At 52.9% G+C, this 24064-nt stretch carries 18 protein-coding genes, 1 tRNA gene and 1 pseudogene; 11 read left to right on the forward strand and 9 right to left on the reverse strand.

Going from position 1 to position 24064, the window contains the following annotated elements:
• Positions 1-44: 44 nt before the first annotated feature.
• The 4 genes from Fuma_RS05645 to Fuma_RS05660 all read right to left on the reverse strand — a co-directional run bounded on the left by Fuma_RS05645 (position 45) and on the right by Fuma_RS05660 (position 4922).
• On the reverse strand, positions 45-2447 hold the full coding sequence (locus Fuma_RS05645; RefSeq protein ID WP_077023282.1) for a CehA/McbA family metallohydrolase: 2403 nt from the start codon (positions 2445-2447) through the stop codon (positions 45-47).
• 466 nt (positions 2448-2913) lie between these two features.
• Positions 2914-3267: a hypothetical protein gene (locus Fuma_RS05650; RefSeq protein ID WP_077028130.1), complete on the reverse strand. Its 354-nt coding sequence runs from the start codon at positions 3265-3267 to the stop codon at positions 2914-2916.
• A gap of 552 nt (positions 3268-3819) precedes the next feature.
• Complete coding sequence (locus Fuma_RS05655) at positions 3820-4698, reverse strand: IS3 family transposase (RefSeq protein ID WP_077022414.1); 879 nt, start codon at positions 4696-4698, stop codon at positions 3820-3822.
• Entirely contained in the window at positions 4695-4922 is a 228-nt protein-coding gene (locus Fuma_RS05660; RefSeq protein ID WP_077022415.1) for a transposase, read from the reverse strand. Before Fuma_RS05660 ends, Fuma_RS05655 begins: the two co-directional genes overlap by 4 nt.
• A 148-nt stretch (positions 4923-5070) precedes the next feature.
• On the opposite strand from Fuma_RS05660, the gene Fuma_RS05665 reads away from it, so the two are divergent.
• Positions 5071-5727: an FMN-dependent NADH-azoreductase gene (locus Fuma_RS05665; protein ID WP_077023283.1), complete on the forward strand. Its 657-nt coding sequence runs from the start codon at positions 5071-5073 to the stop codon at positions 5725-5727.
• A 680-nt stretch (positions 5728-6407) separates the two neighbouring features.
• Here Fuma_RS05665 and Fuma_RS05675 read toward each other — a convergent pair.
• Genes Fuma_RS05675 through Fuma_RS05685 form a run of 3 tightly spaced genes read right to left on the reverse strand, consistent with a single transcriptional unit; the run spans position 6408 to position 9900 of the window.
• On the reverse strand, positions 6408-6989 hold the full coding sequence (locus Fuma_RS05675; RefSeq protein ID WP_077023285.1) for a toll/interleukin-1 receptor domain-containing protein: 582 nt from the start codon (positions 6987-6989) through the stop codon (positions 6408-6410).
• A 6-nt stretch (positions 6990-6995) separates the two neighbouring features.
• On the reverse strand, positions 6996-8225 hold the full coding sequence (locus Fuma_RS05680; RefSeq protein WP_077022615.1) for an ISL3 family transposase: 1230 nt from the start codon (positions 8223-8225) through the stop codon (positions 6996-6998).
• A gap of 10 nt (positions 8226-8235) precedes the next feature.
• Positions 8236-9900 (reverse strand): toll/interleukin-1 receptor domain-containing protein, encoded by a 1665-nt coding sequence (locus Fuma_RS05685; RefSeq protein WP_083731826.1) that lies wholly within the window; start codon positions 9898-9900, stop codon positions 8236-8238.
• A gap of 234 nt (positions 9901-10134) precedes the next feature.
• Here Fuma_RS05685 and Fuma_RS36755 point away from each other — a divergent pair.
• The 4 genes and pseudogenes from Fuma_RS36755 to Fuma_RS05700 form a co-directional block, all read left to right on the forward strand.
• Positions 10135-10302: pseudogene (locus Fuma_RS36755) on the forward strand (helix-turn-helix domain-containing protein); the annotation flags it as partial.
• 174 nt (positions 10303-10476) lie between these two features.
• Positions 10477-13353, forward strand: coding sequence for a HEAT repeat domain-containing protein (locus Fuma_RS35870; RefSeq protein ID WP_229360857.1), 2877 nt, complete (start codon positions 10477-10479; stop codon positions 13351-13353).
• A complete protein-coding gene (locus Fuma_RS05695) occupies positions 13313-13768 on the forward strand; it encodes a hypothetical protein (protein WP_145944003.1) in 456 nt (151 codons plus the stop codon). The genes Fuma_RS35870 and Fuma_RS05695 overlap by 41 nt, the downstream gene beginning before the upstream one ends.
• 439 nt (positions 13769-14207) lie before the next feature.
• Complete coding sequence (locus Fuma_RS05700; protein WP_158520860.1) at positions 14208-14480, forward strand: AbrB/MazE/SpoVT family DNA-binding domain-containing protein; 273 nt, start codon at positions 14208-14210, stop codon at positions 14478-14480.
• 363 nt (positions 14481-14843) lie between these two features.
• Here the strand turns inward: Fuma_RS05700 and Fuma_RS05705 are convergent.
• Positions 14844-14937 (reverse strand) — tRNA-Sec (locus Fuma_RS05705).
• 152 nt (positions 14938-15089) lie between these two features.
• Between Fuma_RS05705 and Fuma_RS05710 the strand changes: the two genes are divergently transcribed.
• The 6 genes from Fuma_RS05710 (at position 15090) to Fuma_RS05735 (ending at position 22566) form a co-directional block, all read left to right on the forward strand.
• Positions 15090-16319, forward strand: coding sequence for a tyrosine-type recombinase/integrase (locus Fuma_RS05710; protein WP_083731829.1), 1230 nt, complete (start codon positions 15090-15092; stop codon positions 16317-16319).
• Positions 16300-16866: a hypothetical protein gene (locus Fuma_RS05715; protein WP_077023289.1), complete on the forward strand. Its 567-nt coding sequence runs from the start codon at positions 16300-16302 to the stop codon at positions 16864-16866. Before Fuma_RS05710 ends, Fuma_RS05715 begins: the two co-directional genes overlap by 20 nt.
• Before the next feature lie 176 nt (positions 16867-17042).
• Positions 17043-17297 carry a helix-turn-helix domain-containing protein gene (locus Fuma_RS05720; RefSeq protein WP_083731830.1) on the forward strand — a complete coding sequence of 85 codons (255 nt, stop codon included), beginning with the start codon at positions 17043-17045 and terminating at the stop codon, positions 17295-17297.
• Positions 17298-17367: 70 nt separating this feature from the next.
• The gene (locus Fuma_RS05725; RefSeq protein WP_083731831.1) at positions 17368-20145 is read left to right on the forward strand and encodes a DUF3854 domain-containing protein; all 2778 of its coding nucleotides are present in this window, start codon (positions 17368-17370) and stop codon (positions 20143-20145) included.
• A gap of 434 nt (positions 20146-20579) precedes the next feature.
• Positions 20580-21179, forward strand: a complete 600-nt coding sequence (locus Fuma_RS05730) for a recombinase family protein (protein WP_077023292.1) — start codon at positions 20580-20582, stop codon at positions 21177-21179.
• Positions 21180-21393: 214 nt separating this feature from the next.
• The gene (locus Fuma_RS05735) at positions 21394-22566 is read left to right on the forward strand and encodes an ISAs1 family transposase (protein WP_077022421.1); all 1173 of its coding nucleotides are present in this window, start codon (positions 21394-21396) and stop codon (positions 22564-22566) included.
• A 248-nt stretch (positions 22567-22814) separates the two neighbouring features.
• Here Fuma_RS05735 and Fuma_RS05740 read toward each other — a convergent pair whose 3' ends face one another.
• A complete protein-coding gene (locus Fuma_RS05740) occupies positions 22815-23984 on the reverse strand; it encodes an alpha/beta fold hydrolase (RefSeq protein WP_077023293.1) in 1170 nt (389 codons plus the stop codon).
• Between the last annotated feature and the right edge of the window lie 80 nt (positions 23985-24064).

The following is a 24064-nucleotide window of genomic DNA, read 5'->3' on the forward strand; positions in this document are numbered from 1 at the left end:
CTTGTCATGCTGGTGGAAGGTCACCGGACTTCTGGCGAAGTCCACTACGGTTGTATGCTCTCAGCAGCGATGCGTTCGTAGATCGCCTTCGCTTCGTCGTAAGCTTTTTTGGCGGCCGCTCGTTCGTCTTCACGGATCGCGTTCTGCTTCGAATTCCAGCATGTGTCCACTGCCTTCACACACCATTCTGCACTGCGTTTGTTGGCGCGGATAGGTTTGTCCGCGACGTGGACAAACACCGGGTTGGTATGAGCCGAAGGCAGGATCCGAACTGCAATCCATGATGATTGCTGCACCTTTACAGGAAAGGTGAAATCCTGCTCAGTACCATCCGCCAGCAGAGTTTTTGTGGCGACAACTTCTCCATTCACGATCACTTCGACCGGTACTTCGCGAGTCTCTGCAATGCGGCTGCGTTCGATGTGCCAGTACGGTTTTTCGTCCAGACGCCGGTTGCGGATGGCCTTCGTCGCATCAGTTTCCTCGGCCTCAAGCAGCGCGGCTGCTGAAAACGTGACATCGACCGTCGATGGTTCCGCAATGTCCAGGCGGCTGGGTTCTTTCCCTTTGCCGGATGCCTGGCCGACGCCGAGTTCGTTGACTTTGAAGTCCAGAATGTGGCTGAGTCCGTCGCCGCAGTAACTGCGACCGTCTTTCAAACCCTGGATCCAGTTGTCGTAGCTCAGGTCCTGATCGTCATCAAGCTGCACATAGATACGCCCCAAGCCGACTCGATCACCATAAATGCACGGGAAGTCGGTTTCGCCGCTGATGCGAGACGTCATGCCGCAATTCAGAGTGTGGTACCAGATGTTTAGTTCCCAGATCGCGGGCGTGTCGACAGCGGAAATGAAGTGGCACACGTCGTGAGCAGCCGTCACGATATATTCGTTGGCACCGATTCCGTCGAACGGCGGCATCTCGTAATCGGGCAGCTTCGACGCAGCCTCGCCTTTCCAATTTTCCGCTGCACCGCCCCATCGGCGGTTGGGAAACTGTCGACTACCGTCCGGCATGATGTCCGGCAATGCCAATCCCCAGCCGCTGTGGCTGTAACCGACCACTCCACCCTGATCTTTGCCCCACTTCAACACTGGCAACGTCCAGCTCGGCCACTGTTCAAGATGAGTTGTCCCCGGATAGTCGTCTTCGCTTAGCTTCAACAGACACAAATGCCCGGCGTGCGAAGACGGAAATCCGCTCACTTCAACATCATACCGCATCAGATGTTCGCTCGAAGATAGCCGCGATACTTCACCTTCGAAGAACTGCTTCTGAGTGTACCAGCACGGCCCCCAGCTTAGCACGCAGCCAACGTTTAGGTCTTCGCCCAGAATGTGCCGCATCATGTCGTCCGGCCCGACGCCTTCGGTCGGACTGTCATAGTGAGCACACCCGGCCGCGTGGACGTGATGGTCGCCGGAATACCACTTGCGCTTGGCAATATGAATCCATCGCTGCAGTTGAATGTCCAGCGAATGTTTTTTCTCGTTCGGGATCGTGACGGTCATCTTCACGGGAAGGTATTCCGGACCGCGAGTCACCGTGATGTCATAATCGCCGGGCGGCAGCGCCACCGTTTCGCCATCCTGCCGGTACACCTGCTGATGGAAGAAGAAGTCCGGTGCCAGGCGACGCGCTGGATTGGGATAGACTCGACCGAGTTTGTCTTTGATCACGAATGCCGCCATCGTGCCGTCGCCGTCCACATCTTTGACGTGCAAAGTCACCTCAATAGCCGGCTGACAATTAAACAAAATCGCCACCGCGTTACGGAAGCCAATGTCCTGAGTTCCCTGGCCGATATTAAACGCCAACGACGCCTCTCGTTTCCCCACGTCGCGGCTGTACAACAGCACAACACGGTATTCGACAGCCAGACCACTCAGCCGCGGTTTCATCGGTTCGCGAGTCAGCAGCGAAACGTCCAGCCAGCGGTTAGGCACATCTGACGGATTGACAAGATCTTCATCGCTGCGCGGTTTCTGGCGAGCCCCCTTGCCACGCTGATAGACTGGCTCGGCGTTTGGACTTTCGACTTTTAGTTCCGGGTTGATGCCCGCTTCGTTGTGAATCTTGATCAGAAACGCACGCCACCCCTGCTGCATTAACTGCTTCGCGACCGGCCCTTCCTTCACTTTGACTCGGCTTTCCGCGTTGATGTTGATTTCAGAAAGGCACAGCGGGTCCAGCACTTCCTGAATTGCCTTCACTGCCGCGCGATCGTCGTCTAGCGCATGAGCAGTCTTCAAATCTTGAAGCACATCGTCACTAAATGGCGAACCGGCAAACTTCATCGCTTCTGCCAGCCGCTGAGTAGCCGCGACCAATGGCTGACGGTCCACCGGAGCGACGGGCGACAGTTCATCGCCCTTAGCGCTAGTGTGATTGCCGAGAACCAAAATCGTTAAGGCGTGAAATGCAAAAACGTGAGCTCTGGAGACCATGATTGTTGCCCTCTTCCAAGACGCGGCAACGTTCTGAACCCGACGTCACCGACCACGCCAATTGTGCAAAGTGCAACATCGAATAGCCAGCGTGCCGAAAGCAAAGCCTCCTCAACACAGCCCGAAATCTCGGGGGAATTGGACTCCGCCGACTTTCCGCAGTCGCGTACTCGACATGATGGGCAGTGAGGAAACACGCTCGAAACGTGGGAACGATAGACTTCGGTCGATTGCGATTAGCTACCAAAGCGTGGAGTTCGCGGGGGGAACAGTCTAACGCAAAAACAGCCCGCCTTCGACAAAGCGAAGACGGGCTGCTGGGGCATGGTGCTGAGCATGCCGGGCATGCCGGGCACCGTCCGAAACGAACTTCGGCGACGTATCCGATTATGGATGGGGCAGAGGCGACTACCAGCTGAACACGAATGAATGCGTCAGCGAGAGTCAACAATCTTCCGCAGCTCCATCAGTCAACATACTTATATTCATACGCGTGCCGGATGTGGCGACGGTCTTTGTCATAGTCGCCGTCGTAGTCAGATCGAAGCTGGCGATCAAGGTCGTCGCTCCACGTCGCGTGTTTCGATTTGTACCGGCATTGAGCAGCGTAACCGAAGCGGAAAGCCTGCTCGCGGTTTTCGAACGCGTCATCCGCGCCCGCCATCTGCTTCACCGTGTCATCGACATCCTGGTCCATATCACGAGCCTCATCAGAACCGAAGTCCGCTTTGGTCTGCTCCCAGTCGTTGGCGAACGCCTTCTTGACTCGCTCCCAGGTACTCAAATCAGCATCAGTACAGAAACCAGTTTTACCAGACATGCTTCGCTCCTTGTGGACACGGTGGACAGTGTAAATCGAAATGATCGGCGAAACATGAAGAACGCCGCTGCGTGTTGCCAATGCAAATCAAGTGCCAGAGATCAGCGGGGTTCTCACGTGGTCAATGTTCGAGTCGATCCGTCTGAGAAAAGTAGACGCCGGGTTACCTTGCGAAGTATTGAACTGAAAGGTGGCGTGTCGCCTGCTGACGAGTTCTTTGCGAAGTGAACGTCATTCGCTCGCGCTGCGCTGGCAGCGACCAACGGCGAACCGTAAACCTCCCCACTAAAATGGGAGCACGGTTCCTTCAAGTGTGGCCGGGGTTGGACTGAACGCAGCGAAGGAAACCCCGGCGTTTAACTCGTGCCTCGCTGCAACCATTGCCACATATTTCGTGTGCCATCCGACAAGGATCTCTTCCGTTATCGGTCTCCAACTCTCACCGCAGTACGCGCTCGCAAGGAGGCACTGGCACTGGCACTCCGACCGGCTAACCAGTCCCTCCGTCTATGCTGACTGAGGTGGTACAGGTTTCAGGGACAGGTCATTCTCTTATTTTGGGAGATTGATGATCTGTTCGAACTGAGCTGGCGACCTGTAATCGAGGCTGGAGTGTCTGCGTTCGTGAACGTAGTAGCGGACGTATTTTGACATCTCTCTTCTTGCCTCTGCCTTGCTTTGGTAATCGGTCATTTCGAGTTCGTTCTTGATCGTTCCGAAGCAGCTTTCCATGGATGCGTTGTCATAACAGTTGTCAGCACGGCTCATGCTTTGTGTGATTGCTGCCCGACGAAGAATTGATCGGTATTCATTGCCAGCGTACTGGCCGCCTCGATCCGTGTGGTGAATCAATCCAACGTCAGGCTGTCGTTCTTTGATGCTCGAACGCAGTGCTTTGAGGACCAGCTGTTCCGTCATGTTGTTATCCAGATGCCAACCAACGATCCGCCGGGAAAACAGATCCATCAGCATCGCCATGTAGCAAAACGTCCCGTCAGTCAGCGGGATGTAGGTAATGTCTCCAACCCAAATTTGATTGATCGTTGTTGGGGCGTCCGCATCGAGCAACAGGTTCGGCGAATAGCCCAGTCGATGACGGCTGTCTGTCGTTTTTGGAACGAACGACTTCGGCTGAATTGCCTTTAATTTAAGGGCTTTCATGACATTCGAGACCTTCCTGCGATCACAGGGAAGTCCCATTTCCTTGAGGTCTTCGGCAATGCGACGAGCCCCGTAGCGGCGGCGGTGACACTTAAAGATGACTCTTATCAACGGAGCCAGTTGAGCATCCTGTTCTTCAAAGATCGTGGGCTCAGCAGTCTGCCAGGCATAAAACGAAGTTCGGTTCACACCGAGATGACGACAGACTTCGGCCACGTTTCCATGACCTTCCTGAACAATCGCTTCAACGGCCGCATAGACGTCAGCTATTCGTTGCGGCCGAAAATAGCCAACGCTTTTTTTAGTATGTCCCTCTCACGTTCGACACGCCGCAGATCGGCTTCGAGGTCCTTGACCTTAGCCTCCAAAGAGCTTGCCACTGGACCACTTTGTTCCAGCTGCTCCTGTTTCCAGCGATACAAAACGTTGACGTTTGAAATGCCCAACCGGTCCACAACCTGAGGAGCCGTGTACCCATCCAGAAGCAGCTGCACGGCTTCTTCTTTGAACTCATCCGTGTACTGACGGCGAGACGATTTCTTGACTGATTTTTTTTCTTCCGAGACATCCTGAGGTCCTTTCTACGGACTCAAAATAAGAGATTCACGTGTCCCTGAAACCTGTACCACCTCAAGGAAACCCATGACGACAATCCTTAAAATCAACGCCAGCGCCCGAAGTGAGCGTTCACTTACGCAGCGCCTCTCTTCGCATTTCATACGAAACTGGTTGAAACACCGTCCGGAAGATGTGGTCGTTGAACGAGACGTTGGCAGACAGCCGCCACCACCCGTGACTGAAGAATGGATTGCCTGCGCATTCACGCCTCCTGCCGACCGAACAGAAGAGCAGGCAACAATGCTTACGCTTTCGGATATGCTGATTGCAGAGCTCGCGGCTGCTGACATCATTTTGCTTGGTACGCCGATGTATAATTATGGTATGCCTTCATCGCTGAAAGCGTGGTTCGACCAGGTCATTCGCATCAACAAGACCTTCTCTTTCGATCTTGATCGCGGAGACTTTCCGCTCGAGCCGATTCTATCCGGCAAGACGCTCGTTATCCTTACTTCATCGGGTGAATTCGGATTCGATACTGGAGGAGTACGGGAACACATGAATCACCTGGTGCCTCACATAAAGACTTGTTCTTTCTATCTTGGCGTTACTGGGGACGACTCCATTCACCACATCGGGATTGAATATCAAGAGTTTGGTGACGGCCGCCATCGCAGATCCATTGACGAAGCGCAACATGGCGTCGTTACTCTCGTCAAAAAGCTGGTCGAAACGGTATAGCCGTTCTGTCCAATATGTCGTGGATAATGTTCGTCCGGCAGGGTTGCGGGGATTTCAAAACCTCGGGCAACCCTGCTGGGCGATTCACCGCTGCAGATGGACCAACTTCAGCGCCTCAGCGTTTCGCGCAACTGCATGCGGTGGCAATTTCTGAGGAAGCGTCGTCGAACAGATGGCACGTCGAGTCGTGTCATTCGGTCGGTTGCAGAGGGCGATTTCGTGACACAGGTCGGCGCTGCATTGACCATTTTTGTCGGACTCGTGCGCGCAAATGAGAGCACTCCTGAACGTCCAATGGATCTGAGCCAACCCACTTCGGTCCGACACGACCGAAGTAAGTTTCCAGGATGGAAGTATCCTCGGTCGTGACCACCGACGCGCGTTCGGAATGCCGCACTTGCGACATTGTGTGCGATTGGAGAATGACTCTGGTCGGTTCGCTGTGATCGCTTAAGTAGTCTACGACTTGGCACTCAGTCCTATTCGTGACCACCTAACAAAGCGCACGGGTCCGCAAGTTCACGGCACAGAGCGATCGGGCCAAGATAGATATCGGAAGAAGCGCCAGGTCAAAAACGGGATTCGGGGCAAAGTGAAAATCCGGGAGTGACACGATCTGAATCGCCTCTAACCTGGTTTGTTATTCTGTAAGCGTCCATCGGCACCATATGGGATTTTTGTTATTCTTGAAGTGAACTGACCAGACCCTCGATTGTGGCCAAGTCGATCTTTTCGCGAGATGTCCAGTCCAGCAATGCCGCAGCTCGGTCTTTCGCCACCGCGTTTACCGGAGGTATCTCGTTATCAGGCGGATTCAAGGCGTACACGAGAAGATTCACCTGATTGGTCGAAAGCGAGGCGATAGTTCGGGCTATCTGAAGACGCCTTGACGTGTCGATCGTGCCTCCTCGCTCGATTTCCACCGGGATCCGGTCGAAGAAAATCTGGTAATTATGATGCCCATCCGATGTACCCGGGAAATCAGGAGTGACTTCATCCGGCACTGGGCGATTGCCAGCGCTTATGGCACCCAGAAGTATTGCAGTCGCTGACTTCTCAGAGTGACCCACGATATCGGCGTAAACGACGGAACCGAGTAATCCAGCTACATTAACTTTCGCCACGCGAACCGGAATTAACTTTCGCTTTTGCCCCAATGGATCATCGCGAAATGCGGCCTGCCATTCCGATGCAGCGAAGTCGGACTTTATGTAATCCGGTGAAAGAACTGCGACAGTTCGATCCGTATTCTTAAGGTCCATCCGGGATTATTGTGGGTAGAGGTCGAGTCCTCCGCAGTAGAAGAGGATGGCGGTTTTGAAGTTGTCGCGGTTTCGGTATCCGCCGACTCTTCGTTTGATGGCCATGATTTTGCTGTTCATTCCTTCGGCGACGGCGTTTGTGATTCCGTGAGTGCAGTAGCTCACCACATTGGCTAAGCGTTCTTTGATCGTGCGAGCGACTTTCTTCATTGGCTCCAGCTTTGTGTGGATGACTCGCTTGTACCAGTCATTGAAGAACGTCGTGGCCTCTGCCGGAGTGTCATGAACCCAGAGGTCTCGCAGCATCTCCTTGTAGGCCCACGCTTTGCCCGTGAGTAACTCTGCCTTCCATGCGGCATCAAAGCGTTCCTGCTGTTTTTCGCTGAGATTCTCCTGGCCTGAAAGCCACAGATACCGAGTTCCCGTCAATCGATCATCGCCTTCGGCGCGAAGCTTCTTCTGCTCCGACCGACGGACCTTGTCGACGGCTTCGGTTGCCAGCTTCATGATGTGAAAGCGGTCGTGCACAATCTTCTGTTCGGCCAATGCAATGTTGCCTTTGGTGCTCTTGACGTATGCGGCACTCATGTCCATCGCAACCGCCTCCACAGACTGCTTTTCACTGTCGGAAAGCTGATCGAAACAGGCATCAGCGGCTGCCGTGTCATGACCATCGGAAATCGCTTCGACAGTGCTCTTGTCCAAGTCATAGATCAGCGTGACGTAGTTGTGTCGTTTTCGAAAGGCTTTCTCGTCGATGCCGATTCGAGGGAGGTTCTTCGATTGTTTGCGATCCTTCCCGCGAGCCACCGCCTTCTGCAGAATGTGCCACGATTCATCCCATGAGATCCCCAGAATGCTGCACGCCCCTTTCACGGTTTGTGTGGCCAGAAGAACGTCGATGGCGAAGCGTTCAAAGAACAATGAGAAGCGGCTGTTCTTTTCCGCCCAGGGAAGCCTGATCTGTTTGACGCCATGATCCGGGCACTTCACGCGAGGCGTGCGGGCATGAAGGATGGTCGCAAATTGCATCGTGTCCAGATGCCGCCATTTGCGAGACTTCGTGTGGTCATAGCACGGCAGCTGCCTGTCGCAATCCGGACAGCAAAAAGTTTCGCCCTCGCCATGTTCGACGAAAACGTCGACCTGTTGAGCTTCCATATCCAGCTGAACGTCCGCCACAAACCACGGCCCCGTCAGTCCCAAAATCTGTTCGTAAAAGTCTGTTCCCTGCATCCCACGAAAACTAACGAATTAACGCCTCACCCACAAAGAACCCGGATGGACCATTCTTAATCGCCTGATCCATCTGTTCAACAAAGTTAGTTCCAGGCAGAAAGTCCTTAAACTGGACCGTCACGGAATATCCAGCGGACAACAACACTCTCCCTATCCAGCGAGCCCAAAGTTCGTCGGCTTTCGTATAGCTTATAAAGATACTCTCCACTGTTGAGTTTTCCTTTCCGTGCCCGGTAATTGAAGCAACGACAATTCCCTCAAGGTTGTCGTTTTGAACAATGAATTCAATGCGGGATTTCTTTGCACGATCCGTGGTGATCACAAACATGCCTGTTTTATCCCGGTTTGATTGTGACCCGGATTCAAAGTGTGACGCCGCCCGTGAGTCGGAGACGAATCGAAACTGAGGAGGCCGCCGCTGCCGGTTGCCATCTGCGCACCAAACCAACGTGCAAATTAGTTGTACATCATCGGCTGACAAGTCACCGACAAGTCCATCTTCCCCGACAAACAGTTCACTCCCATGTCGTTCGATCGCATTTGCGAAGGTCTTTAACAACGTTTGCCTATCATTCACGTCAATTTCAAAAAATCCCATCGGCCGTAACGTTGACGAAAGAAACTCAACTACGCGACTGCGGTACAGTTCATCGGCCCGAGCCACGCGATTTCGACTTTGATTCACCGCTTCCTCGCCAGTCGCCTCCTTCAGCGCGACATACCAATTCGCCAACTCTGGATAAATTTCCAGTGCGCGCTCTTGTGCTGCCTGGACGTCCTTTTTGGCTGGCCGGAATACTTTTTCCCGTGGGTGGCTTGGAGGCGGCGCAAGCCTTTGATCCAAGAAGTCGTTCACACTCTGACGTAACTGGATGTCGCTCATCGCGTCCAGCATGCCCCCGAATCTGTCAAACAAGTCCGGTCGATTGATCCACGGCACCGATTGGGTCAACAAGTCTATGGGCGTAAGTAATACGTACTCCGAATTGAATGCTGGAAGAAAGAACTTCCTGTGGACCCAACGCTCCTTGTCGTAGTCGAAGCTCACTCGACGCACATTGAATTCGCGGCATTGCTCAGGGGCAAGGTGCTTCCTTGCAAATACCTGCGTAAAGTTCAGTAGGAATTCATGGCAAAGATTGGTGATGAAATCGCTGAGTGCGTCCTTGCCTGCGCCCTTTGAAAATAGGAACAAACGCTCGAAATGACTGCCTTTTGAATATTTCTCTTTGCCGAAATCCTTCAGCGGTCCCCGAAGGCCAATTAACGCTCCGCTCGCAAATGTTGGCCCCAAGCCGCGTCCAGCGTTACCGCCAACCGAATAGCCCAACCAATTATTTGATATTTCCTTAAAATGCAGCCATTCCTTCTCCTGAGCGTCGGTCACATTTCCTTCGATGATTTTGTTACGAACAAACGACACATAACGCACAACATCCATGTGTAGCCTTTGGTACTCAGGCTTGTCACTGTCAAAAACAAGAAAGGGGTCAATAAAGAGTGGCAGATCGCTCACCAGCGAAATATCAAAGACATTTTCTGAAGCGAGAAGATCGTTCGAGATGTCGAAAACGTCGGAAAAGTACATAAAATCTGTTCCGGGAAATGTACCTTGGCGTGGCATTTGGGGGGAGAGCGTGACTTCTGGCGGGCCGAAAAGATACACCGCCATCCCGCTTGGTGCATCTTAAAGGCTGGAGCAAGGGTGTCCGAAATTCCTACAACTTCAAGAAATGTCCGGGTTTCAAGAGAATGTTTTGTTTAGCGCGTTGCTTTCAGTTGCATCATGCGACACACCGAGATACAGTGAAGATATGCGGAGTGTATCTTTCATGTCCTCCTGCTTCCCGTTAATGGTAAGTGTTTGTATCTTTTTGGATTTTCAGAAACTTCGTAGGGGAAATCGATGACACGGCATGCGAGTCAGGACTCACTGGTTGAGGCAAGATCGCTCATAATCGAGTCAGGCGAGTCTCAAACACGGTTGGCAGAAATGTCAGGCGTTTCCCGCGTGCAAATTAGTCGAATCGCAAATGGCCGTGTCAGTTCCGTTTCTGAAAAGACGTTGCGACTCCTCAGGCAAGCAGTAGGGGCTGAACGGAAGCGTCGACACGAGAATGGAGGTTCAAAGGAATCAGGCTCGACTGACCGCTACAGAGACCTGATCGAGCAAAAGCTGAGCAGGAAGTCGTTTGCAGGGCTCGGCTTTCCGGAACTGGCACCTCAGCCGTTGGAGGACATCTTCGTAATGCCCGAAGCGATCCGGCAAATCCATGACGAGCCGGCCGATGCTGACTGTGACGACGAAGTCGCGATGGCTGCGCGGGTCGCGAGAGACCTATACGCTGATTCGCCGCGTGAGAACGAGCGATTGAGCGCCGAAGAAGCCATCCACGCATTTCCCCGTTTGATAATTCTTGGTTGTCCGGGCTCCGGAAAAACGACGTTCATGCAGTACGCAACTGTGATGACTTCGCGGGGAGATTTTTTTCAGAGTGATTGCCTTCCGGTCTTTATCAGGCTGCCGGAATTCGCCGCGGCCATGGTAGTGGATCCGAAAGTCGACTTCTTCGGATGGATCAAAGCACGAGTGGAATCGTTGGGGGCGAGTGAGTTCGGCAAAACGCTTCAGGTATGGTTGGAGGATCAGTCGAAGCGTTTACTTTTTCTGCTAGACGGTCTGGATGAAGTCCCCGATGACACTTCGCGTATTCGCTTGGTTGAAACAACTCGAAATTTCATCGCAAAATTTGCAGCCAACCGCTTCTGCCTGACATCGCGGCCAATCGGGTTCGACCCGGAGCCGTGGAGGGCACTCGGTTTTGAAGTTGTCAGATTGCTCGAATACGGTGATTCGCAGATTCGAAAAACGATTTCGAAGTGGTCCCCATTGATACAGACTGGCGACGATTTTCAGGTAGCCCAGAACCTGGAAAAGGCGATCTGGGAAAACTCCAGAGTTCGTCAAATCGCATCCAATCCACTGATCCTGACAATCCTTATTTTTCTTTGCCGCAGTCGGAATTACGTACTACCCAGACGCCGTGTGGATCTCTATGAAAAAGTCGCGGAGGTCTTTCTGGAAACGTGGGAGGCCAGCAAGCGACCGTCGGGAGAATTCTCAGAAACTCTGGGGATTGATCTGGACGCACGAGATCTGGAGTGGCTTGTGGCGGATCTCGCTTTGCAGATGCAAAGGAACGGGGTGGTGACCGCCAAACGCTGGTGGATTGAGCAGTGCTGGCATGAAGCCTTGTCAACAAATCTGGGATTTGACGATCAAATCGCGAAGGATGCGACTGCACGGCTGCTCAGGTTCGTTTCCGGCCGAACGGGAATATTCGAGGAGCGGTCACTGGATCTCTACGCGTTTTCACATCGAACACTTCAGGAGTTCTTTGCTGCGGTCGGGCTTATGAACGAGGCTGACAATGAGACACACACGGACCTCGAAACCTTGGTTCGCCCCTATCTGTTTCATCCTGAATGGGACGAAACCATTAGGCTCGTCACAGCGCGCATTACGCCGCCACGGGCAGAACGGCTTGTTCGTTTGATGCTCGATGACTTGGATCCATCGGGGCGATTCTTATATCGTGGTCCGCTGTTGGCGATGCGTTGTTTGCTGGATGGATCTACGATTGCCAACCGGCAGGTTGTGGACCAACTTTTTCATTCGATGGACCGCCTGGGTGCGTCGCCGTGGCTGGGCATCACAATGCGTTGCCTCGACCGACTGCGGCAGTTTGAGGGTTCTCGTTATGCTCTTCACGCCAGTCAGGCCATCGGCCGAATAGTTGATCTCGCTAAGCAGGAACTCGAGCCTGACGATGTTGAAGAGCTTGAAAGTGCAGGATTTGATTTTCCGGAGATCGATGTTGAGAAACTGTCGGCTGAATTCAATAAGCCTGCTGCAGTAGTAAAGGCTCCACTTGCCGATGGCTCGGCTGAGCCTGTCTACATTCCCAACTTCAAATTGATGAAAGATGACTTTCCAGTCTGGCAAAAGGATGCAACTCGCCGGTTGCGCGATGCGAATACGCCAAACGAGGTCAAGCATTGTCTAATTGTGCGAATGGCCATGCAGAGCAACGTTCACGCGAATTGCTTTCCCGTACTTGCAAGAGTTGTCCAGGACGAACCAGATGAGGAACTGAAGGCGCTTACGATATCAGTCATTGGTCGATTCGCAAACGCCGACGAAGGTGCCGTGGCATTGCTAAAAGGCCTGCTGAGTGAATCGCAGTCAGATACCATCCGAGCTGAAGCTGCATGGGCACTTGGAAGCGTCGCTGACAGTGACGCTAAAATCTACAAGATGCTCAGGGATCTGTTGCTCGATGCGAATGAATCAAGTGAAGTGCGTCGAAACGCCGCGCATGCACTGACAGAAGCCGTGGTTAACGATGCTGAGCTGGTGGATATGATTTTGGTGCTGGCGTATCAAGATTCGCAAAAGGGAGTTCGAATGGCGTTGCTTCATGCGTTGAGAAAGTGCGTTCAGCGGTATCGTCATGTGCGTGAAGCTTTTATGGACTGGGCAGCGGGAGAAGGAACGGAGGCCCGTGTAACGTGCCAGATATTGGCTCGTTTGCTGGCGGAAGGGGAAATCGAGTGGGATCAGTCATTAAGCCTGCGGATTGAAGAGGTACTGCGCCGAATCGGAATAGAAGACGGGCTTGGAAAACCTTGTCCTCACGTTTTGTCAGCATTGATCGCTTTGGTTGAAACGCGTGAATCTCGAGGCGGTGTCACGCTTCAGGAGGCTTTGGCAGACGCCTTTGAAAGTATTAAAGACAGGCTGGAGCATTGCTTTGTGTTCGGGTCGACAGCAAGGAACCAGCAGTCAGCTGACAGTGACATCGACGTAATGATGATTGGTGACGTCACGATGGATGTAGTGGCTCCTCTGCTGAAGAAGGCAGAGCGAATTCTGGGGCGGCAGATCAATCCGGCCATTTACAGCTTAGCGCGTTTTCGAAAAAGGCTGCAAGACGGTAACCACTTTATTGCTACGGTCATGCAGGAGCCAAAACTGCCAGTTCGCTGGGCAGGGAATTCAATGACGGAAAAGGAGCTAGACGATGAGCTTAGAGCTATGGCGTCGGAACGGTTGGTTGGTTAGCAACGACACGGTGCCGGCGGAGATTGCCGAGCTTTTTGCAGTTGTCGACCGTGAGTTGTCCGATGCCACCAGTCAAGGCTTAAGTGTCGATGGGAAATTCATGCATGCTTACGACGCGGGGCTGATTCTGTGCATGATTCCACTCCGTGCGTGCGGGTACAGAGTTGCCAAAGGCAGCGGACATCACAAACGCGCCATCGAATCGCTACCACTGTCGATGGGTGCAGATTTCCGTCAGGTCTCCGACCAGATCGAAGTTGCCTCACGGAAACGAGGCCAGGCGATGTACGACCACGTAGACGTCGTTGAAGAAAGGGACGCCGATGCACTAATTGAAACCGTCAAGCGTCTCCGAACGGCGGTTTCTGAGTTTCTGACGAACAATTATCCGGAATTGCTTCTCTCGACGAGGTGACGGAAGGGCTTCGGCGGAATACGAAACTCCGGGGATCGTTGTAGGTCGTCGTTCAATTCTGTTCGAACACATCGACGCCGTTGAATTACTACGAAGACATGCTTCGGTGAGACCAACCGATGCGCCGCCGGCAGCCTCCAGCACGACTTGCTCAGGGTTTAATACCGATGATCTGGCGGAACATGATTGGAGGGCTGTTCTCGACGGACAGGTCGCGTCGATTGGGCGGACAGCCGTTTCGCAACGTGGGAGATGTTCGTGAACACGGCCACTCAGACCCAGCAGGCCAGCCCGTTCGGTCGCCGCAGATAAAAGAGGTTGTCTATCACGATAGGCGTGAGTAGGGCGACGTGTTCCTCAGCGTCGTGCAGAAACTTGTTGACAGGATTGCCTGTTTCGTGGCATGCTCAAGAAAAGGCCGCAAACAGGGAGGTTCGTCGTGCTGATCGAAACAACACCACAGGATGCCTGTCACCATATTCGTGTGGATTCGTCGGGACGCATTCGGTTGCCCGTTGAGCTGAAGGAGAAGCTTGGGGTTGCAAACGGCGACTGCGTCGTCGTGGTCGAACGTGAGGATGAAATCCGACTCGAAACGGCTGCTCAGGCGTTGGCTCGAGCTCAGGAGTATTTTTCCACCTTCGTTCCGGAAGGTGTCAGCCTTGTCGACGAGTTGCTGGATGAACGACGTGCCGAGGCCCGCGATGAGTAATGAAGTGGAGCCCAATATTTGGACCACGGGTTAGATAGAGAAAACGGCACTTACTGTTGTGACGGCGGAAGAGAGTATGACGAAGCCGGAACTGGACGTCAGCGTGGAGTTGATTCGAAGGCGAGCGACCGCTTAAACGCGATCGTTGCCTTTCCGCACAGGCACGGGGCGATTTCATCGCCCACTATAAAGGGGTTGTTGTCTATGCAGAAAGGCCGTTCAGAAATCCTTACGCCTCATCGACCGCAATAGGCAAGAAAGGCGGCACAACCGATCTCTATCCAGAGTCCGCCGAGAACCAGTGTTTTCCCGTCTTATCTCGCCACGACTCGTCATTTCCTGAAGCGGGGATCAGTACCAAAAGCGGAAGTGGATGGGAATCGAACCCACCAGGCACGGGTTAACGCGCCTCAACGGTTTTGAAGACCGCGACGATCACCAGATCGCAATCACTTCCGGACTGTAAAAACGCTGGTAATAACAACATCCCCCGAACGGTTTAAGATTTCGTACTACCCGCGTATACTACCGGTAACGAAAGTTGCCCCCGCCGGATTGCAGCCAGCGGAGGCAGTGCCCCAACGCCCCGATTCGAGGAGAATTGTGACAATGCCCAAGGTAGGAACCCCGCCCGCCGCCGTCCAGCCGAAGCCAACCAAGAAATCAAAGAAGACAAAGCTCAGCAAGCCACCGAAACCGTACAAGGACTTCCCATTGAGCCCCCACAACAGTGGCAAGTGGCAGAAAAAAATAAACGGGAAGATTTACTACTTCGGAAGATGGGGCCGAGTGATTGGCGGTCGACTTCGGCGAGTGGAGGGTGACGGCTGGCGAGAGGCTTTGGAACTCTACACTCAGCAGAGAGATGACCTATACGCCGGTCAAGCCACCACGGCCGACGGAGAGCAAATAAAACTTAAAGATGTCGCCAACCACTTTCTCACAGAGAAGGAGCGGCTGCTGGACTCGGGCGAACTGTCGAAACGAACGTTCAAAGAGTACAAAGAAACCTGCGACAGACTTATAGCGACATTTGGCTCGAATCGGTCAGTCTCCACTTTGGCGCCGGGGGAATTCTCCAGACTGCGTGCATCAATTGCAGAGAGTTGGGGGCCAGTACGCCTTGGGAACGAGGTCGGACGAATTCGCGGGATATTCAAGTACGCCTACGAGGCCGACCTGATCGACAAGCCAGTTAAGTTTGGCCCGACGTTCAAGAAGCCAACGGCGAAGACCCTTCGCAAGCATCGGGCTGGTCAGCCAGAGAAGTTCTTCGAAGCCTGCGAGATCAATGCGATGCTGAAAGTCGCGTCGCCAGTGATGAAAGCGATGATCCTCCTCGGCGTGAACTGCGGCTTTGGTCCAACCGATTGCGGACTGTTGAAGAAAGAGGTTGTCGATTTAGACGGCGGTTTCATCGACTACGCAAGATCGAAGACAGGTGCGTTGCGGAGGAACCCTCTTTGGCCCGAAACCATTGCGGCCATTCAAGGTGCAATGTCACCTGCAGACTCGGAACTCGTGTTTGTAACGTCGCAGGGTAATCCGTGGTCAAACGGAACCGACCAGATGGTGTCCGGGCAAATGAGATTTGTGATGGAAGACGCCGATTGCTACGTTGCCGGTCGCGGACATTATGCGTTGCGGCATGTGTTGGAAACGATTGGCGGCGAGTCGAAAGACCAAGTGGCCGTAGACGCTCTTATGGGCCACATCGACAGCAGCGTGGCAGCGACGTATCGAGAACGCATCAGTGACGAGCGGCTTGTCCAAGTTACTAGCTGCGTCAGGAATTGGCTCTTCGGAGAGGGTGGAGATCATGACCGACGTGTTCCCTGAATACGCAACTGTCGCAATCTTGGAAGCAGACCTGCAAGCGTTGATGGTCCGCTGGGCGAGAGTGTTCCAATCAATCCCTGGAGACATTGAAGGCGTCTGTTCGATTTCCTTCAGGAAGATGTCAGTCCAGGACCGCCGAGCGATTTACGAACTAGCAAGACTTGGATTGATCGCGGCCGAGGCCGATTGTGACGACCAATGCCTCTATCTTGATTCTGGCAGCAGTGAACTACACTCTTGGCTAATGGAAAACCTCGAAAGGCAACGAGCCGTTGACGCCCACTCATCGTCTACTTATGACGAGGGTGATGTGCAATCCACTAGCAGTAATGGTTGGCTCCGCCAAATCGATGTCGTGAAGGGCTTTGGCTGGGACGAGGGGGCGCACTCAAGGAAAGGCAGCATGCAAGTAAAACGTCTGTGCGAAACCGGTCACTTCGAGACCAATAACAAGAAGGGTAAGGGCAAGCGAATCTCGTTCGAAAGCGTAATGAAATACGCAAAAAACGAGAAGATCCAGTTCACACTCAACCTAGACATTGCGTAACCGCTTTGGAACGACCGCCATATTTCCCCAAAATTTCCCTGCATTAGTTAGCCTCGTGAAGTGCCCCTTCATGGGGCTTTTTTTGTGCCGTTACGTAACTTCACGTAACACCCAATTTTCATCCATCAGACTGGACCTCAGTAGGCAAGCGTTCCCAAACATTTTGGAGGCACGAAATGGCGACGAATACGGTGAGGCAAGTGATGGAAAAGTACGGTGTGGCACAGCACACAGTATTGGCTTGGATTAAGTCCGGTGAGTTGAAGGCGGTCAATGTTGGAGTGACGCCTTCACGAAAGAAGCCACGATGGCGGATTAGCGACGAGGCATTGGAGGAATTCGAGAAGGCAAGAACCAACAAGCAGCCGCAGAAGCCGACAGCAAATCGTCGTAACGCAGCCAACGAAAATGTGACGCAATACTACAAGTAGACCCATAGCCCCAAAAAGGCGGCCCCCTGAACTTTGGCAAGAGAAGGGAGACCACCTGAAAGGAAATCTGATGCCAATTGTATCCGAACGACGTTCCGCAGCAACGAGACATCGGCGATTGCCACGAGAACTTTTGGAATCGCTCAACCGTCGAAAGCGTTGCAAATTCCAACTCGTCAACGGCAGGGCGAATATGCTCGACGACCCGGAGTGGGATTGCGATGCCGCTGAACAGGAGTGCGATGATGAGGATGTTGATGACGATACTTGGGGAAGGCGAAAGCTGGAGTCTTCCGGCCTCAAAGCCAAGACGATCAGCGATGCTCAGATCACCGTGAATTCTAGTACTGACCACTTAGACAGAATTCTCAATCGAGATGACGTGCGAAGTGCCGGCATCGTATTCCCCTTCTTCGATCTGTCAGCAAACCCAATCGAGTACCATACCGTTAGATTTCGCGTTCCGCACCGCTTCGGGGGGAAGAAGCCGCGAGTCGCAAAGTACCTTTGCCCAACGGGCGAACCCAACCGCAGCTATTTTCCTCCAGATGCTATCGCTGCAATCAACGCCGGTGAGCCGCTGTTGATTACAGAGGGTATCTTGAAGGCCCTTGCGTCGACGCAAGCTGGTTGTCCCTGCATCGGATTGATGGGCGTGTGGAATTGGATGGCTCCGCAAAGTGACGACGAGAAAAATCAAGACGCACCACGACGCCTCATCGCAGACCTCAGTCAAATAAGGTGGGAAGGCCGCGATGTCATAGTCATGTTCGACTTTGACAAGAAACGTAACAGCAAAGTCAACCTCGCAGCCGTGAGGCTGGCAGAAGTCCTCACTCGTCAAGGAGCGAATGCACGTATCTATACGCCGCCGAGAGCTGGGTCGGCAAGGGCAAAGAAGAACGGGATAGATGACTGGATTTGCCGCAGGGGCGAGGCCGAATTCGCAAACCGCGTGAAGGACATGTTTAGTTTACGACGATCGCAAACGATCGACGTCGTCCGCCGACAACGACAATCAACCAGACGCCACATGATGGAGCAAGATGAGGGTGGGATTTTCTTGGATCGATCCGCCACAGGTTCTGGCAAATCTCACATCGACACCGACACGATTCGTAGGCTGAATTTGGGCGAACGAGCACTCAACCTGCAGCCAACTCATGCCAATTGCCAAGAGGTTCTTGCCAGCGACCGACAACATGGCATTGAGGATTCCGCCGCATACCCCAAGCATGACCCGGTCACGTGCCCCAATTTTTCGGATGCAAATAAAGCCCAACTACACGGTTTGAGTTTTCGATGGGCCGTGTGCCCCGACTGCAGCTATCGAAATTCGTGTCTATATCTGAGTCAGTGTGCAGAGGCCAAAGAGTCACTACACATGATCGCGACCCATAAGAGAGGCGAACTAACCATGCAACAAATAGCATCCGGTACAAAGTACATCGCAATCCACGAAGACCCAATAGCGATGCTGAGACCTCAATATGTCGCTAAACGCGGACTCGCGACTATTGAGCAAATCGCACGAGAGGTCCTACAGAAAGTATGTGAAAACGATGTTGAGAAGCACTACTTTCAGAGAATGGCAGCGATAGCGAAAGATTTTGATGGCTACCGACGCCGTGCGATTAAAACAGAGAACATTCCACTCCCAGAACGTGCCAAACACTGCCCGGCACGCAAGCGAATTGATCAATGCATCTGGGAGATCGTTCATGAGAAGTATGCCCTGAATCGGGAGGCAATGCAGCTAGTTAGGTGCGCCACTGACGGACGCCTTGTGAGTCTCGTTGCTGCGGTCGACGAGTTTTTTGGCGTAGGTGGGAAGCGCAAGTTGACGCGTCGACTGGTCGGTAACTGTGCCACGCCCTTGCCTCGTCGAGCGAAAATCGTGATTAACGATGCTACGGCAAGTTTAAAGTCGCTTGCCGCCGCCACAGAACGTGAAATCCACGACATCACCCCAGAGGCAATTCCCCGTACCATCAATCCAACCGTCCAAATTCCAAGAGACGTTACACGGCGAGCATCTAGAGACTCCGTGGCCGATACGTTGCGAGGGATCATTCATGATATTCCGTATCAAAAAATTGGCTTGATCACTCACAAGAATCATCTTGACGACGGACTTATCCACTCTCTGGGGGAGGCATACCGTGATAGGGTGTCGACCTTCGACTGGTTCGGAGGCACTAAATCTCGTGGTAGCAATGAATGGTACAAAGATTGTGATTGCATGATCGTGCTCGGCACACCTCGCGTTGCGCCAGCCGCAATTCGTGAACACCTCATTCGACTGAATAAGCCATGGGCCGCAAGAATTCGCGCTGCCGCTGCCGGTTGGCCAACGAGGGAAAACGGAGGAACACTCGACGCTTGGCTTGGCAAGGACGAATCAGGCCAACCAAGGGTGGTAAGGACTGGACACTATGCAGACCACGATTGGCACGATGCGTACACGGACTTAGTCACGGCCCAACTGAAGCAAGCAATAGGGCGTGCGAGAGGGTGTCTAACAGATGGAATTCGGTGCTATGTCGTTTCGACGGAGAACATCTGCTGTTCGGACCCGCAAACGTCGCTAATGGGGGCTGGCGCGTTCGCGTCAGACGGCCCGCAAGCCTTCTTGTCAAAATTTCCGCTTCCTCCATTAAAACTAGCTGATGTGGCGATTCTGGACCACTTAAAAAACGGGGACAGCTCGGTGCCAGTTCCGACGCGAGAACTGGCGGCTGTGCTTGGGGTCGCCGAATCTACCTGTCGGGAGCGTCTTCAAAAACTTGAGAAGGCGGGGCGTGTACGAAGAGTTGGCCAGCGAAAAGGGTGGATTGCTTCTTCGTGAGAGCCCGCGTAACGACGGGTTTTCCTAAAGGTAATCTATTAGGAGAACCCGTCGATATTCCGACACCGGACAGATCGCCCCTAAGTGTGAGCATCCCAAGTCAGCTCTATTAGTGAAGGTAAATGACGGAATACCGATTTCGGGGGCTGAGGCAATCACTCTGTATGGCGGTGACAGACCGTTCGATCGGTGTCGTCGCACAGCCTTCACCACACTTTCCGTCACCGCTGGGCAAGGCGTACTTGCGGCGGGCTCCAGCATGCACACCGCGGTCGCTGATGCGTGGAGATGCTGCCGACGTCCCACCGATAGTAACGTTTAGGGTCTAGGCCATCGAGATCTCCGAATTCGCCAGAATTGCGCCTAATTTGGACGCCGTCGCCGTATCGTTTAGGGTACACTCTATTCGATACTAACAAGTTGGAGAGAACGAGATGCCGAAAGTGTCCAATACAGTGGCTTGCTACGTCCGGGTTTCAACCGTCGGCCAAAACGAGGCTGGGCAGAAGGAGGAAATCAAGCGGTGGTTGCAAGGGAACGGCGTCGATCCGAAGGTCGTTGTTTGGTACGTCGATAAGATGTCCGGAGACAATATGGCACGTCCATCGTTCAAGAGGATGCAGGCAGACATATTTGCAGGCGAGATTTCGACAGTCGTTATCTACAAACTCGATCGCCTTTCTCGAAAGATTCGCGACGGGATCGACGCGTTGTGTGCATGGTGTGACAAGGGGCTTCGCGTCGTCTCTGTCACTCAGCAGATCGACTTCAGCGGAACTGTTGGGCAGATCATCGCCGCCGTCCTTCTTGGTGTCGCCCAGATGGAGCAGGAGAACCGGCGAGAACGCCAAGCCGTCGGCATCGCTGTGGCGAAGAAGCAGGGGAAATACAAGGGACGTAGGTCTGGTACGACGAAAGCCGCACCGGAGAGAGCCGTGGAACTTCGCGAGAAAGGCCTGAGACCTGAAGAGATCGCCTCTGCTCTGGGTGTTTCTCGGAACACGGTATTCCGCTACTTTCGGGAAGCAAGTTAACTTCTCAACCAAGTGGCCCCGCTCGGGCCAAGTCAAATTTTCCTCAGAGAGATGGTGCCCAAAACTCATACCACACAGCTGCCTGGCAGCCCTATGAGACTGGTTGAATGCCAGGGCCAGCGCGCACTTTGGGCAATTTAGGCTGGCGCGACAAGTGAGTATTGGTTAGTCTTTTCGTGTCGTAACATCGGACTTCACGAGGAGAGGACAAGAGATGTCGACAGTTGAACTGGCGGTCACCCAGGAGCTGACAGGAAACATTGTTCATTACTTTGATCAATTGAAAGACCCGCGTTCCAACATCAATCGTCTGCATCTGCTTGGTGATGTGATTGTGATCGCCATTTGCGGAGTGCTGGCCAACGCCGACGGCCCCAGTGCGATTGCGGAATGGGCGCGACTGAATGCCGATGGCCTGCAGAAACACCTGGCACTTCCGCATGGCATTCCGAAAAAAGATACGTACCGGCGCGTCCTTTCTCTCCTGAAGCCGAACGACTTTCAAGCGTGCTTCGTGCAATGGATTGAATCGCTGGAAGGACTTTCCGACGAACAGAAAGAAGGCTACAGAAAACAGATTGCGATTGATGGCAAAGCACTCCGTCGATCACATGACAAAAAGAATGGGCTGGGTGCGTTGTTCATCGTGAGTGCGTGGGCTTCTGATCAGGGGATTTCTCTGGGACAGGTGGCGACGGAAGAGAAGTCGAACGAGATCACCGCGATCCCGAAATTACTGAACGAAATCAATATCGATGAGGCGATCATTACGATTGACGCAGCGGGTTGTCAAAAAAACATTGCGCAGCAGATCGTGTCTGGCAATGCAGACTATGTGTTAGCCCTGAAAGGCAACCAACCGAAACTCTATGAGGTCGTGCAGAAGTTTTTTCTCGATCACCTGGAGGATGACTTCGCTCGCTGTCCCGTCAGTCGCTATGAAGAAACAGAGAAGGGACACGGTCGGCAGGAACAGAGAATCTACTATCAGGCGACCGTGCCTGTCGATTTTGACGTGGGCCACAAATGGGCCGGACTCAAGACCATCGGAACGGCGATCCGAATGTACGAGCAGGACGGCATTCATCATTCTGACGTTCGCTACTACATCAGCAGTCTGCGTCGCAAAGGCGAGCTGTTCGCAACAACGGTTCGTGGTCACTGGGCCATAGAAAACACGCTGCACTGGAGTCTCGACATGACCTACCGCGAGGATGAGAGTCGAGTCCGAAACCGAATCTTCGCGAACAATTTGTCATGGCTCAGACGACTCACACTCAGCCTCATCAAGAAACATCCTGGCAAACAAAGCAACGTCATGAAAAGAAGAATGGCCGGATGGAACATTGACTATTTGATGCAAATCCTTACCGGCAAAACAACTTAGTATGCGCTGGCCCTGGTTGAATGCACAGAAGAAATTGTGAATGCAATCGGTATATTGTGAAGCACAAACTTCCGCCACCTTCGAAATATGGCCACCTACAAATGCTTAGCGAAGTCTGCCCCTGCAGGTGCGATGAATTACCCGAACGTTAGCTGCCGTCGCGAATCTGAAATCAGTGAAATGGCTTCGACACCATCTAACCAAGTAAGCAACCCAAATCACGACGACACCCATAGGTATTACAGGAATCAAGGCGGTGAGAAAAATAAATAAATCGCCGCCGCTAGCAGAAACATAATTAGCCAAACTGGAACTACGTCTATGACAATTGTGAACTTTGGTAAATTCTTCCGCGACTCCACCTCGCTTTTGACGACCTCCCCAGACTTCATGAAGGGAATCCAGTACTTCTCGATAAATACGGAATCCATGAAAAGTCCATGCCCGCCATCGTGAAAACGATCGTATACACTTGCACTGCCCGCTCCGTTCGTCCCAATCGCCCCGTAACCTAGGGACTTCGCAAAAACTGGCCAGAAATCAGCATTTCCACAGTCGTTTATGATGTATTCAGACTTCCGTGGATTGTCATCGTCCCCTATCCGAGACTGCACTAAGGACCAATTGAAATCCTGTTTCACAACTGATCCACACAGAACGATCCGAAAAAACTTCACGTGCGGATCGCATAACATCAGCCTCGTTATTAAATGGGTACCAAAACTATGTGCAATGACTGAAACTTTCGCGTTGGGATACTGCGATCTAATGTTGGCATATTCTTCAGCGACACGTTTGAGAGGCTTTTTGCCAAAGTCCAACAGACGCGTGGAAGCGACAAATCGCAGTAAACTAAATCGACCATACTTCAATGTCACTGCTGTCAAGCTTGCGTCAGCTTCTAACAGCCTTTTTACGGTTGATTGCCAACTCCCGAAATCTCTGATCCCGTGCACGACCATCACGACGTGCTTTGGGCTCTGATCCACGTCCGGAGTCACTTTGTGCACATGTTCCAGTACCCGTGACAACGTATCCGACCAGACGGTGCTTGACTCATCATACTTGGTGATAGTCCAGCCGTGACCTGAAAATTCAGCCTGAAGACTATCCTTGGCTGCATCGTAAGCAGTGAGGCCAAAGATAAAACGCGGAGTCTTAAGCCTTGGCCCCTTGCCACACAAACTCCGAAAGAGAGAAGTTGCAAGCCCATCTTCTGAAACTCCCCCTCGCTCACGAGGTATCAGTAGATCCAGAACCAACAAGTCGACTTGATTGTTCTCCAACCTTTCGCACGCGTCTACAAAGCAAGTGACCTCCTCAAGTTCACATCGTGATTCGCCAAGCGCATCCAAGATTGTTTTTCGAACCCGCAACCTTTTCGCTTCATTGTCTTCGACCACTAGAACCTTAATCATGGGCACTTATGAGTCCTCGCTCTCGAAATATATGAGCAAGCTCCGACTGCCAGTCGACCTTCGAGGGGTGGTAGTATACG

Source organism: Fuerstiella marisgermanici, from assembly GCF_001983935.1.
Lineage (GTDB): Bacteria > Planctomycetota > Planctomycetia > Planctomycetales > Planctomycetaceae > Fuerstiella > Fuerstiella marisgermanici.